Below are 13,929 nucleotides of genomic sequence, written 5' to 3'. Positions count from 1 at the left end.
GGGGGCTTGGGGTGTCGGCGGCGTTCAGCAATCGCCTTCGAGGCGGTGGTGGGCCCGGCGGAGCTGCATGGCGAGCGTGCAGGCTGCCGCTCCGGCGAAGAGCATCGTGATGCCGACCCAGACGATGACGGCCGAGGTGCCGACTCCGACGGGCTGGAAGAGGATCCACAGCGAGCAGATCAGCAGCAGAATGCCCGTCAGAATAGTCCATCCGGCGCCGGAGATCTCCAGCGTGCGCATGTCGCTGCCCAATCCGATGGTGGAGAAGGCACGCATCAGCAGCCAGAAACCCAGCAGCAGCGGCAGCATCGTGGCCGCCAGAGCGACGTTGAAGATCAGCACCAGACCGAGGATCATCTCGATGATGCCGCCGGCGAGCATCCAGCCGCGGCCTGTGATGAAGTGGCGGTTGGCGGCCGAGAGCACCACCTCCAGGATGCCGGCCAGCAGGATCACCCATCCCAGCAGCATCGAGAGCTCCAGATAGCTCCGCGCCGGGAAGAGGAAGATCAGTATCCCGACCGCCAGCAGAAGGAGGCCGACCGCGAGCAGCAGCCACCAGTAGCGGATAGCCTGTTTCGAACTTTCGAGCAAAGCGTGCAGTTTTTTCATCGTAAGCGGAATTTGTTCTTCGGTGCAGGGTGCAATTCGCGTGCCGGAGCGTGCGGCCGAGGGTGGGGGAGCGGCCGCCGCCGTGGATTTTTTCCACACCGCATGGGGTGTCATTCCACACCCGGGGAGCGGAGGCCGTCTGTTTAATGGGTTGACTGATAGTGTGGTGTGAAATTTGTTGCGGCATGGCACTCCGATTGGCCGGGAAGAGATCAAACCCGAATTCTTGGATATGGAAAGATTTGACCTCTTCAGGTTGAACAGGCGAGTGCTGCTCGTGTTGTCCCTGTTGTGCTGTACGTGGGGCGCGGCGTGGGCCGGCGAAACCCCCGATGATCCCGCTTCGGCGGCCGATCGCGAACTCCCCGACCGGGTGGTCTCCGGACTGGTCTCCGACGTGCAGGGGAATCCCCTGGTCGGTGCCACGATCGTCGTCAAGGATGCCCCGACGATGCAGGGAACCATCACCGGCCCGGACGGCCGCTTTTCGCTGAAGGTCCCGGCCCGTTCGACCCTTGTGATCACCTATGTCGGCTTCAAGAGCCTGCGCTTCCCGGTGCTGAACCGCACGGAACTCGACATCGTCCTCGAGGAGGAGACCGAACGGCTGGACAACGTCGTGGTGGTCGGCTACGGTACGCAGGAGAAGTCCGACCTGACGGGCTCCATCGCCTCGATCAAGGCCTCGGACATCAAGAATACGCCGGCGCGTTCGGTGGCCGAGGCGCTGCAGGGCAAGGTGGCCGGCGTGATGGTCACCAAGACCAGCGGCAAACCCGGTGCGAGCTCCGATATCGTGATCCGCGGCGTGGGGTCGATCAACGGCCTGAACCCGCTGTTCGTCATCGACGGCGTGGCCTGCGAGAACAGCACCGACTACAACCTCAATGACATCGAGTCGATCGAGGTGATCAAGGATGCCAGCGCCGCAGCCATCTACGGTTCGCGGGCCGCCGGCGGCGTGGTGCTCATCACCACGAAGAAGGGCACCTATAACTCGAAGGCCAAACTCGCATTCACGAGCCACGTCGGCGTGCGCCAGTATACGGACATGTACCGCATGCTCGGCACCGAAGACTACATCCGCGTCATGCAGGAGATGGGCTTCAACTATCCGATCTGGAGCGACCCCTCGTCGCTGCCCGACACCGATTGGGTGAGCGAGATCTACCAGCCCGGCATCGAGCAGAGCTACAACCTCTCGCTCACGGGCGGCAGCGAGCGCTTCCGCTACTACCTCTCGGGCGCGTACGAGCGTGAGAACGGCATCCAGATGAACAACTACTGGGAGCGTATCTCCTCGCGGCTGAACGTCGACTACCGGGTGGCGCCGTCGCTGACCGTCGGGACGCGGATCTATCTGGCGCGCCTGCGCGGCAACCCCTACACGGAGTCCTTCCCGTGGGTCTCGATCCCCTACATGAGCATCTACGACGAGTCGGGCGACTTCGCGGCCATCCCGTCGGGAATCGACTTCTCGGGGGCCAATCCCGTGGCCGACATCGCCTACCATCACCGGAAACAGTCGGATCTGGTGGCCAACGGCGACCTCTACATCGACTGGGAGATCGTCAAGGGGCTGAAGCTCAATCTGACGGGCTCGGCCCAGCTGGGCGGCGGCTACGACGACAATTTCTCGGAGGCCAACACGCTGGGGCGCTCTCCCTCGAAGGACAGCTACACCAAGGCGTTGGACTACGCCGAGCAGTACACCTTCACGGCGACACTCTCCTACGAGCGCCTCTTCGCCGGGAAGCACGACCTGCGCGTGATGGTCGGCTACGAGGCCAAGCGGTCGCAGCTGGCCGACCTCTCGTCGACGGCCTCCGACTTCCCGATCAACAACCCCGAGTCGTTCGCCCTGTCGACCAACCCCACCAAGAGCGCTTCGGGCGCCCTGTCGGAGGATCGCTTCCTGTCGCAGTTCGCCCGTCTGAACTACACCTACGACAACCGTTATCTGCTGACGATGAACGTCCGTCGCGACGGTTCGCCCAAGTTCGGCCCCAAGCACCGCTGGGGAGTCTTCCCTTCGGTCTCCGTCGGGTGGAAGATCTCCGAAGAGCCCTTTTTCCGGGCGTGGAATCCGTCGTGGGTCTCGATGATCAAGCCGCGCTTCAGCTGGGGCATCCTCGGCAATGATCAGGCTCTGAACAGCTTTGCCTACATGGCGGCCTTCCAGAACGTCACGAGCCACTCGTTCGACGGCACGTCGGCCGTCGGCGGCTACAACAACATCAAGGTCATCAACGAGGATATCCGCTGGGAGTCGATCTACACGACCGACGTGGGTCTGGATGTGGATCTCTTCCGCAACCGCCTCTCGATCTCGTTCGACTGGTATCGGCGCATCACCCGCGACATGATCTATGCCCTTTCGGTGCCCAACTCGTCGGGAATCACCTCGCCCTCGTCGCTGACGACGATGAGTACGATGCCGGTCAACCTGGGACGCATCGACAACCACGGCTGGGAGCTGCTGGTCAACTACCGCAACAACATCGGCTACTTCAACTACGCCATCGGGGCCAACGTCTCGCAGAACCGCAACCGGGTCGTCGACCTGGGTCTGACCAATGCGGCCATCTACGGCGGCGGAGGCCATCCGAACGAGGGCCCGAGCCCCTGCAAGACGGTCAACGGACAGCCCATCAGCCAGTTCTGGGGGCTGAAGACCGACGGGATGATCACCTCGCAGGAGGAGAGCGACGCCCTGAACGCCCGGGCGCAGGCCAACGGCTACGACTACTACCACCAGCGGCTGACCGGTGTGGGCGACCTGCGCTACGTCGACGTGAACGGCGACGGTACGATCAACGACGACGACTGTACGTTCATCGGCAATCCGTGGCCCACGGTACAGTACGGCTTCAACCTCTCGCTCGAGTGGCGCGGCATCGACTTCCGGGCCGACTTTACGGGCGTGGCGGGCAACGACGTGCTGAATCTGGCCAAATCCTATACGCAGAGCGTGCAGGAGAGTTCGAACACCACGTCGGAGATCTTCGGCGCCTCGTTCTTCATGGGCAACGGACTGACCGACCGTCCGCGTGTCATGGCCCTCGATGCGTCGAACGGCAACGTCCCGGTCAAGGACCCCAACTACAACTACCAGAAATATTCGGACTACTTCATCGAGGACGGCTCCTACCTGCGGCTGCGGACCGTGACGCTGGGCTACACCTTCCCGCGACGGTGGACGCGCCGGGCGAAGATCGACCGGCTGCGGATCTATGTCTCGGCCACGAACCTCTGGACCCTGACGGGCTTTACGGGTCTCGATCCCGAATTTTCGAATACCACGAAGACTGCCTACGGTGTCTACTACGGCAGCACCTATCCCCAAACCCGGATGTTCTCGTTCGGTCTGGATCTGAACTTTTAAATCCCTGTTGAATCATGAAACGCATTCTGCGAAAAATAGCTCTTTCCGCCACGGTGCTGGGTGCCGCGGCGATGATGAATGCCTGCGGCAGCGACTGGCTGGAGCTGAGCGATCCCAACTCGCTCTCGCCGACCAATTTTCCCAAGAAGATCGAACACGTCGATCTGTTGGTCAATTCGGTCTACGGCGCCCAGCACCACTGGTGCTTCCTGGGCAACTACTGGGCCGGGTACGTGATGTACTGCCTCGACCATACGATCGACATGCTCTGGCACGAGGATCCGGCCTGGATCGACATCTGCGCCGGGGAGGTCAAGGCCGGCAACAACAAGGTCACCGATCCGTGGACGGCCCTGAGTCTGGGCGTCTACTACGCCAACACGGCCCTGGAGGAGATCGCCTCCTACCGCACCACGGCTCCCGAGACCGAAACCGAGGCGCTGAACAACTACGAGGGGGAGTGCCTCTTCTTCCGCGCCTATTACTGGTGGCACATGTTGTCGCTCTACGGCGAACCCGATGCCGAAGGGGTCGGGATCCCCATCGTGCGGACGGTCCCCAGGACGCTGGAGGAGATGTACATCGGCCGGGAGAAGACCGGCGCATGTTATCAGGCGATCATCGAGGATCTGGACCGGGCCGTGGATCTGCTGACGCAGACCGATCCCCATCGGGTGACGGTGTGGGCCGCCAAGGCCTTCCGGGCCAAGGCCTGCTTCTTCGCCGGGCAGCGGGATCTGGCCCGCACCTACCTGGAGGATTGCATCGCCAACAGCGGCAAGACGCTCGAGACGTTCGACCGTTACCGCATGATGTTCAACGGGTACGATGCGTATGAATACAACAGCGAATCGTTCTACGAGATGGGCAACCGGGCCGATCCGACCAGCGGCTCGGCCTACGGAAGCCCCAATACGGGTTCGACCCTTTCGCTCTACTATCCGCCCTTCTGCATCGCGCCGGACGGCACGCGCACGGCCATGTCCTACGGCAACCAGTACATGCACGACCGCAATCTGGGGCGCTTCGGCTATACGGATCCGGCTCCGCAGTCCGCGGCGGTGATGAAGACGCGCCAGGGGGCCGACGGACAGACGGAGTACTACCTCGACGAGGCCTATCTGGCCCTGCAGCAGAAGCACCGTGACGAACTGGGCCGCGAGGCGGACGGTCCCGATCCGCGGCTGTACGTCTGCGCGCTGCAGCCCTTCGTCGACGAGGTGCAGATGACCATCGACGGCGTGAATGCCACGCGCAAGGTGGCGCAGGTCGACTTCGGCAAGTGGTGGGAGGATACCTCCGCCTCGACGGGCAACGACCCCGAGACCTTCTACGGATGGCCCGTGCGCAAGTACAATTTCCTCGAGGGGCATCTGCTCGACGCCACGCGCAACGTCGCCGGTTACAACATCTACTTCCTGCGTCTGCCGGAGATCTACCTGATGTACGCCCTGCTGCTCCGCGACGAGGATTCCTCCACGGCGCTCGAATATGTGAACAAGGTGCACCGCCGGGCCTACAACTATCCGGTGGATGCCCCCTCGGAGGTGGACTACCGGTCGCTCTCGGACCGCACCCGCACGGTCGATGCCACGGACCATCTGGCCAACGATCCGCTGCTCTACGAGTTGTGGGCCGAGGTTTTCGGCGAGATGCGCTGGTGGGAGTACGTGCGGCTGCTGGATCTGGGCGAGAAGGAGAAGGACTACTACAAGACGATCTCGGGCCCGGGCTCCTCGAAGACCAACATCGTCTGGAAGGAGACCAACTACGCCATGCCGATTCCGACGTCGGAGTTCGAGAACAACCCCAATCCGGCCATGGTCCAGACCCCCGGCTATTGATCGCGGAGCTGTTCCGCTGCCCGTCTGATGAAACACCCCGATGTCGGAATGACATCGGGGTGTTCCGCCGTGTGAATGAGGTGCTGCGCCCGGCCTTTATTGTACGGCGCCGAATCTCCGGTAACGTTGGTAGAGCTTCTCATAGATCGCCTGTCGCTGCGGATCGGGGAGATATTCGTCGGAGATGCCCGGTTTCATGGCCTGCTGTGCGGCGGCAATGTCGGGGTAGATCCCGGCGGCGACGGCGGCAAACATCGCTGCGCCCAGGGCGCATGCCTGGTCGCTGTCCAGCACGCGGATCTTCATGCCCGCAATGTCGGCCATGGTCTGCATGACGAAGGGCGATTTGCGGGTGATTCCTCCGATGGCGACGATTTCGTCGATCGAAACCCCCTCCTCCCGGAATCGCTCATTGATGGCCCGCGATCCGAAGGCCGTGGCCTCGACCAGCGCCTTGAAGATTGCCGGGGCCGAGGTCGCCAGCGTAAGCCCTTCGATTGCTCCCCGCAGTCGGGGGTTGAGATCCGGTGTCCGGCGTCCGTTGTGCCAGTCGAGAGCTACGGGGTCCTCTTCGGTGAGCGGCAGTTGCTGCGCCTCTTCGGTCAGCCGGTCGAGGATCTTCGCCTCGAGCCGGGCTCCCTCCGGTCCCAGAAACTTCAGCGGCCAGGCCATCACCTTGCGGAACCAGGCGTAGATGTCGCCGAAGGCTGCTTGACCGGCTTCGAGCCCGATCAGTCCGGGCAGAACCGAACCGTCGACCTGTCCGCAGATGCCGTGTACGGCCTTGTCGCCGATTTCGTCATACGTGGCCACGGCGATGTCGCACGTCGAGGTTCCCATCACCTTGACCAGCGTTCCGGGGCGGATGCCGGCTCCGACGGCCCCGAAGTGGCAGTCGATGGCCCCCGTGCCGATCGCAATCCCGGGGCGGAGCCCCAACCGTTGGGCCCATGCCTCGCTCAGTTGCCCGGCCGGTTTGTCGGATGTCGAGGTCTTCGTGTAGAGATGGCCCCGGAACAGGTTGTAGAGCGGATCAATGGCCTCGAAAAAGTCGGCTGACGGCAACCCGCCCCAGGATTCGTGCCACATGGCCTTGTGCCCCGCTACGCAACGGCTGCGAACGAGTGTCTCGGGACGGGTGTTGCCGGCAAGCAGTCCGGCCAGCCAATCGCAGTGCTCGACCCAGGAGCAGGCCTTTGTCCGCAGTTCGGGCGTGTGGCGCAGGGCGTGCAGCATCTTGGCCCAGACCCATTCGCAGGAGTAACTGCCTCCGCTGTAGCGCGTGTAGTCGATCTTCCAGTGCTTGGCCAGCGCGTTGATCTCGTCCGCTTCGGCAAGCGCCGTGTGGTCCTTCCAGAGGATGAACATGGCATCGGGTTGTTCGGCGAACTCCGGCAGAAGGGCAAGCGGTGTTCCCGTATGGTCGGTCAGTACGGGGGTGGAGGCGGTTGTATCGAAACTCAAACCGCGGATGCGGTCGATCACCTGCCTGTCGCATTGGCTCAGAAGCTCATGGATGCAGCGCTCGAAGGATTCGATATAATCGAGCGGGTGTTGGCGGTATCGGTTCTCTTTGGGGGTGCAGTAGAACCCCTGTTTCCAGCGGGGATAGTCGACGACGGCCGAGGCCAGGGTGGCTCCGTTGCCGGTGTCGACGACAAGACCCCGTACGGAATCGCTTCCGAAGTCGATGCCGATGACATAATTGGTTTGCGGTTGCATGGCGTATGTGGTTTTAGGATTTGAAGGCATTCTTTACGGCGGCGGAGCCTCCCGGAAGCAATGCGTCCAGTACGGCACACAGCCGGTCGTCGTCGCCCTGCAGGTGGCAGACCTCCTGGATGTGGGATTTGGAGGCTCCGGGTTGGAGGAAGGCGGCCGCTGAAGAGGTCTCGAGTTCGTAGAACGGCCCCATGACCGTGCCGGTCTCCGTGGGACCGTCGTTGTAGGCGTTGACAACGTCTCCCGCAAAGGGTGCCTGCAGTTCGCCCCAGCGGCTGTCGACATATTGCTCTCCGGGTTTGGAGCGGCTGTAGCGGATGAGCGTGATGCTTCCGGCCTGCGGATCGTAGCTGCCGCAGCAGCCCGTATCGCGTCCTGCCGGAAGGCCGATTTTCGACCGAAAGGCGCCGTCGATACGCATGCAGACCAGCCCCGGGCTTATCCGGAGCCGGCCGGCCGGCATTTCGCCGAAATAGTCGCTGTGGACGATCGGTCCGGTGCCCGCGTTGGAGTAGGGGATAAATACGGTGGTCGACGGGGTGGGCGGAAACATGCCGAGCATCCAGATCGACGGAGCTCCGCTGTCGGGGGTCCAGGCCTTCTCTCCGAGGTTGGTAATGCGGTTGAGGCTGCGGTAGACGACCGCGTCGAGCTCCTGTACGGCCGGTATGCTGCCGAGAAAGTCGGACTCCTCGACGCGCAGCAGCTCCACCGTGCGGTCGATCCCGATACGGAAACGATTCCCGGAAGCGTTTTTCAACTCCACCTCCTGCCTCAGCCGGACTTTGCGATTTGACACTTCGGCAACCTCGAACGGCAGGGTGTCGAGAGCCGCAGGAACGTGCCAGTTTTCATAGGTCTGCGCCGCTCCGGGTGCGAAATAAAGGGAGTAGGGTCCTCCCTCCGGACCGAGCCAGAAGCGCTCCTCTCCGCCATAGGGATTGAAGTGTGCCAGAGTGGCTTTTGAGGCGATCAGTCTGCGGTTGATCCATCCGAAACTCGGACCGCGCTCGTTGCGGAACGTCGACGTCATTACGCGGCCCTGCCATTGGGGAACGATGCAGAGTCTCGATCCGGTCGTGTGATCGGAGAGTTCGGCGGTCTCTATGCGGCAGGATTTCAGGAACTCCACATCTTCGTTGTAGCGGCTCATGGCTGAAGAAATAAAAAAAGTCCGGAAAAAATTTGTTTGTTAAAACGTTTTAATTACCTTTGCAAAGGTAACGAATTTTTTCATCCTTCCAAATTATCCGCCTGTTAAAATGGGAGAACGCAATCGAAAAATAACAATCCGGGATATTGCCGCGGAGGCCGGAGTTTCCATCGCGCTGGTCTCGTTCGTTATGAGTGGCAAAACGGACGGAAAGGGCGGTTACCGGGTCAACAAGGAGACGGCCGAGCGGATTCGCTCCGTGGCTGAACGACTTAATTATCAGCCCAATGATGCGGCCCGTATGTTGCGCAGCGGCAAGACCAACACGGTCGGTGTCATTGTTTCGGATATTTCGAACAAGTTCTTCGCCGACATCGCCCGCTGCATCGAGGACCGGGCCTATAAGCATAAGTATACGGTGTTGTTCGGCAGTACGGACGAGAACCCGCGCAAACTTGAGAATCTGATCGAGGTCTTTCGCAACAAGGGGGTTGACGGCCTGATTGTCGTCCCCTGCGAAGGGGCCGAACAGGTTCTCTGCAGCCTGGCCAACGAGAATTTTCCGCTTGTCCTGCTTGATCGCGAGGTCCCCGGGGCCGATCTGAGCAGTGTGGTGCTCAATAATCGCCGGGCATGCGGGCAGGTTACGGAGGTGCTTGTCCGTCAGGGATTTCAGCGGATTGAAATGATCTCCTATTCGATGAATCTGTCGAATATCCGGGAGCGCGAGGAGGGGTATCGCTCTTGTATGGCGGAGCACGGACTTGGCGAGTATGTCCGCATTCACCACCTGCGTCATGACCGGTTCGACCGCATGACGGATATTCTTTGCGATGCCTATCAGAGGCGGGTGGAGGCTTTTGTCTTCGCTACCAATACGTTGGCCATTCAAGGCGTGACGGTCGCCTTTCGGCAGGGTTGGCAGATTCCGCGTGATTTCTCGATGGTATGTTTCGATACGAACGAGGCTTTTGACCTCTACCATACGGCTGCGGCCTGTGTGAGCCAGCCGATTGAACGCTTCGGGGCCGAGGCGCTTGATCTGCTGCTGAAGGGAATTGAGCATCGGGACCAGCCGATGGCCTGCACACGTGTGGTGTTGACTCCTGAAATTCTGGAGTATACGAACGGGAAACGGGTTCTGGAGGCGCTGTCTGCGGAGGGTTGAGTTGCGTGATTTTTATGAGACGGGGCGGTTTCCGGATGATGTGCCGAGAGCCCCGTTTCTGGAGAGAGGCCGGTATCGGCCTATTTTGAAAGAGAATAGCTAAAACGTTTTATAAAATAAACAGTCACCTTCGATTATGGAAAATAATGGTTCAACAGCTCGGGTGCTTTGCGGTCGGAAACTGCTCTTCTCGATCGCCTTGGCGGCAGGATGCCTGCTGGGAAGTCCGTTTGTGCGGGCATCGGTTCCCGCGCCGGAAGCTGCGCAGCTCCCCGAGGCCGTTGTATTGCCGTACAACCATCCGGATCTGACGGTCGATCTGGGCGTCGGACTGTGGGGGATTCCCATTCCGGTGGATTACGACGGCGACGGTCGCAAGGATCTGCTGGTCTCATGCCCTGACCGTCCGTATCGCGGACTTTACTATTTCCGCAATATCGGTACTGCCGAAAAACCGCTTTTTGCGAAGGCCGAGCGCATCAGCGAAAAGGGAATGAACAATATCCGCCTGTCGGAGGTTGATGGTGAGGCTTTCGTGCTGTCGAAGAATACCGAGCACCTCGATTTCTTCAAGGCGCCCTATGCCCGCAAGCGCAAACTGAAGTACAAGGGCGAGGTGTTGGGGGCGACCTACGCCAAATCGCGCAGCAACATGTGGAACTATGTCGACTGGGACAAGGACAGTGATAAGGACATCATTGTCGGAATCGACACGTGGGACGATTATGGCTGGGACAAGGCCTTCGACTCGTTGGGACGCTGGACCCGCGGTCCGCTGCACGGTTATGTCTATTGGCTGGAGAATACCGGAAAGGGGTATGTCAACCGGGGTAAGGTCGAGGCCGGAGGGGCGGAGATCGACACCTACGGAGCTCCGAATCCCTGTGTGGCCGATTTTGACGGTGACGGTGATCTGGACCTGATCTGCGGTGAGTTTGTCGATGGTCTGACGTGGTTCGAGAATGTCGGTACGCGCGAAGAGCCGCGCTTTGCCGCCGGGCGGCAGTTGTCCAACCGCAAGGGGGAGATTCGGCTGCATCTGCAGATGATCGTTCCGGTGGTGTCGGATTTCGATGGCGACGGACACCCCGATCTCGTTGTCGGAGACGAGGACGGCCGGGTCGCCTGGGTGCGTCACACGGGAAAGGTCCGCCGGGGGATGCCGCAGTTCGAGGCGCCGGTCTATTTCCGGCAGCAGGCCGATTTGGTAAAGTTCGGGGCCCTCTCCACGCCGTGTGCCTTCGACTGGGACGGAGATGGAAAAACCGACATCATCGCCGGCAATTCGGCCGGAGAGATCGCCTGGATCCGCAACCTTTCGGGAGGAGAGAAGCCCGTGTGGGATGCTCCGCGTCTGTTCGAGGTGAAGGGTGTGCCGATCCGCATCCAGGCCGGGGAGAACGGTTCGATTCAGGGCCCGGCCGAGCGCAAATGGGGTTATACGGTCCTTTCGGTAGCCGACTGGGACGGCGACGGGCGGCCCGATCTGATCGTCAACTCGATCTGGGGCAAGATCGAATGGTATCGCAACCTCGGATGCAAGGACGGGCTTTCGTTTGCTCCGGCGCAACCCGTGCGGGTGGCCTGGGAGGGCGAAGCGCCCAAACCGGCCTGGAACTGGTGGACGCCGGCGCCGGGAACGCTCGCTACGCAGTGGCGCACGACTCCCGTGGCGATGGATTGGAACCACGACGGGCTGATGGACCTCATCGTCCTCGACCACGAGGGCTACCTGGCTTACTTCGAACGTTTCCGCACGCCGGAGGGCGAGTTGATGCTGCGTCCCGGGCGCCGGATCTTCTACGGCACGAACTGTTCGCTCTACAACTCCAGGAAGGGGGTGCTCGAGGCAACGGGCGGTCCCTTGCGGCTGAACGACGGCGTCGGCGGACAGTCCGGGCGCCGGAAGATCTGCTTCACGGACTGGGACAGTGACGGACACCTCGACCTGATCGTCGACAGCAAGAATGCCTGCTGGTTTCGCTTCGTCCGGGAGGAGAAAGGCAAGGTCTGGTACGAATACATGGGTGATTTGAGTCGGACGGTGCTGGCCGGACATACGACCTGTCCGACGCCGGTCGATTGGAACGGCGACGGTGTGGAGGAGCTGCTTCTCGGAGCCGAGGACGGCCATTTCTATGTGATTCCCAATCCCCGTTCACGGCGATGAAACGCTCTCTGTTGCTTCTTGCGGTCCTGTTGGCGGCCGGTGTGGCGGCGGCTCGTGAGCCGTTGCGGGTCCCGCTCTTTCCCGACGGCGCCCCCTCGCGGAACGGACTGGAGGGGACGCCCGAGTCGATCAACGACAAGGGCTATTACGTGGGCGTGAGCGAACCCGAGTTGGAGGTTTTTCTTCCCGACTCGGTCCGGGCGACGGGACAGATCGTGCTGGTGGTTCCCGGGGGCAGTTACGAGAAGGTTTGCGTCACCTATGAGGGTTACCGCACGGCCGAGTGGCTCAATGGGCAGGGAATTGCCGCCGCCGTGTTGAAATACCGGATGCCCAACGGCCATCCCGACATTCCCCTCGAGGACGGCGTGCAGGCGATGCGTGTGATCCGTCGCGACGCCCGCGCCTGGGGTGTCGACCCGCAGAACGTGGGGATCATGGGATTCTCGGCCGGAGGCCATTTCGTTTCGAGACTCATTACGGAGTATCCCGATGCGGAGTCGCGGCCCGACTATGCCGTGCTGGTCTATCCCGTGATCACGATGCGCTACTCCTCGGTGCGGACCCGCGAAAATCTGCTCGGCGCACGCAGCGGGGATGAGTCCCTCCGCAAGCGCTATTCGACCTGCGAACAGGTGCATGAGGGGATGCCCGAGGTGCTGCTGGTGCTGTGTGACGACGACCGGGCGGTGGTTCCCGAGAATGCGATCCGCTTCTACCGGGCGCTCAAGCGACAGGGCGTGAGGACCGAGATGCACATCTTCCCGCAGGGCGGTCACGGCTTTTGGATGCGCGAGCGCTACCGCTACGGCGCGGAGACCTATCCGCTCATCCTGCGCTGGATCCGTGAACACGACAAAACGAATCAAACCAAATAGAACGAACAACCATGAATTGCATCAAAGGAATCATTCCACCGATGATCACCCCGCTGAAAGGAGACGACGAACTGGATCTGGAAGGTACCTCGCGACTGGTCGAGCACATGCTTGCCGGCGGGGTTCATGCCCTCTTTCTGCTCGGCACGACGGGCGAGGCGCAGAGCCTGACCTATCGGCTGCGTTATGAATTTGTCGAACGGGTCTGCCGTCAGGTGGCCGGGCGTGTTCCCGTGCTGGTGGGTATTACGGATACGGCACTCGACGAGAGCGTCCGTCTGGCCGAGCACGCTGCCAAATGCGGTGCCGTCGGTGTTGTGGCTGCCGCGCCTTACTACTTTGCCCCTTCGCAGCAGGAGCTCATCGAGTATTACACGGCCCTGGCCGACCGTCTGCCGCTGCCGCTCTACCTCTACAACATGCCTTCGCTCGTCAAGGTCTTCCTCGAGCCCGCGACCGTCAAGACGCTCGCCGACCACCCGAATATTGTCGGGCTGAAGGACAGCTCCGCCAACATGACCTATTTCGAGACGCTGATCTATCACCTCGGCGACCGGGACGATTTTGCGCTCTACGTCGGCCCGGAGGAGCTGACCGGTGAATGCGTGCTGATGGGTGCCGACGGCGGGGTGAACGGCGGTGCGAACCTCTTCCCGGAACTCTACGTGGCGATGTACGACGCCGCCTGCAAACACGATATTGTCCGTGTCCGTGAGCTGCAGCACCGGATCATGCAGATCAGTACGACGATCTACACCGTCGGCAAGTACGGTTCGAGCTACCTGAAAGGGGTGAAGTGCGCCCTCTCGCTGCTGGGTATCTGCGACGACTACCTCTCGTATCCCTACCGGAAGTTCCGTGCCGAGGAGCGCAGCCGCATCCGCCAGGCGCTCGAAGCGCTGGGCGTCAAGTGTGTCGGCTGATCCTCCGATACCGAACCGGGAGGACCGCTCTGCGGAGCTGCCCTCCCGGATTTGAAACCGAATCGAAACTCTAA

Annotated in this window: 9 protein-coding genes; 6 read left to right on the top strand and 3 right to left on the bottom strand. The window is 61.5% G+C overall.

All coding sequences use genetic code 11. The features are described from left to right. Window positions 1-24: 24 nt before the first annotated feature. Window positions 25-612: a DUF308 domain-containing protein gene (locus B5G09_RS11655; RefSeq protein ID WP_087311481.1), complete on the bottom strand. Its 588-nt coding sequence runs from the start codon at window positions 610-612 to the stop codon at window positions 25-27. 232 nt (window positions 613-844) lie between these two features. Here B5G09_RS11655 and B5G09_RS11650 point away from each other — a divergent pair, with 232 nt between their 5' ends. Then, entirely contained in the window at window positions 845-3,997 is a 3,153-nt protein-coding gene (locus B5G09_RS11650) for a TonB-dependent receptor (protein ID WP_087405291.1), read from the top strand. 14 nt (window positions 3,998-4,011) lie between these two features. Further along, window positions 4,012-5,841: a RagB/SusD family nutrient uptake outer membrane protein gene (locus B5G09_RS11645; RefSeq protein ID WP_087405290.1), complete on the top strand. Its 1,830-nt coding sequence runs from the start codon at window positions 4,012-4,014 to the stop codon at window positions 5,839-5,841. 96 nt (window positions 5,842-5,937) lie between these two features. Here the strand turns inward: B5G09_RS11645 and B5G09_RS11640 are convergent, their stop codons facing one another. Further along, window positions 5,938-7,563 (bottom strand): ribulokinase, encoded by a 1,626-nt coding sequence (locus B5G09_RS11640; protein ID WP_087405289.1) that lies wholly within the window; start codon window positions 7,561-7,563, stop codon window positions 5,938-5,940. A 13-nt stretch (window positions 7,564-7,576) separates the two neighbouring features. After that, window positions 7,577-8,716: a DUF6786 family protein gene (locus B5G09_RS11635; RefSeq protein ID WP_087405288.1), complete on the bottom strand. Its 1,140-nt coding sequence runs from the start codon at window positions 8,714-8,716 to the stop codon at window positions 7,577-7,579. A gap of 109 nt (window positions 8,717-8,825) precedes the next feature. Between B5G09_RS11635 and B5G09_RS11630 the strand changes: the two genes are divergently transcribed. The 4 genes from B5G09_RS11630 to B5G09_RS11615 all read left to right on the top strand — a co-directional run bounded on the left by B5G09_RS11630 (window position 8,826) and on the right by B5G09_RS11615 (window position 13,855). Then, window positions 8,826-9,884 carry a LacI family DNA-binding transcriptional regulator gene (locus tag B5G09_RS11630; protein WP_087405287.1) on the top strand — a complete coding sequence of 353 codons (1,059 nt, stop codon included), beginning with the start codon at window positions 8,826-8,828 and terminating at the stop codon, window positions 9,882-9,884. 136 nt (window positions 9,885-10,020) lie between these two features. Further along, window positions 10,021-12,054 carry a VCBS repeat-containing protein gene (locus B5G09_RS11625; RefSeq protein WP_087405286.1) on the top strand — a complete coding sequence of 678 codons (2,034 nt, stop codon included), beginning with the start codon at window positions 10,021-10,023 and terminating at the stop codon, window positions 12,052-12,054. Beyond that, window positions 12,051-12,932: an alpha/beta hydrolase gene (locus B5G09_RS11620; RefSeq protein WP_087405285.1), complete on the top strand. Its 882-nt coding sequence runs from the start codon at window positions 12,051-12,053 to the stop codon at window positions 12,930-12,932. The genes B5G09_RS11625 and B5G09_RS11620 overlap by 4 nt, the downstream gene beginning before the upstream one ends. A gap of 11 nt (window positions 12,933-12,943) precedes the next feature. Continuing rightward, the gene (locus B5G09_RS11615; protein WP_087405284.1) at window positions 12,944-13,855 is read left to right on the top strand and encodes a dihydrodipicolinate synthase family protein; all 912 of its coding nucleotides are present in this window, start codon (window positions 12,944-12,946) and stop codon (window positions 13,853-13,855) included. The last annotated feature ends 74 nt before the right edge of the window (window positions 13,856-13,929 follow it).

The sequence above is a fragment of the Alistipes sp. An54 genome (assembly GCF_002159375.1).
Lineage (GTDB): Bacteria > Bacteroidota > Bacteroidia > Bacteroidales > Rikenellaceae > Alistipes > Alistipes megaguti.
The sequence above is the reverse complement of the archived record's forward strand: the minus strand, read 5'-3'. Positions and strand labels throughout refer to the sequence as shown.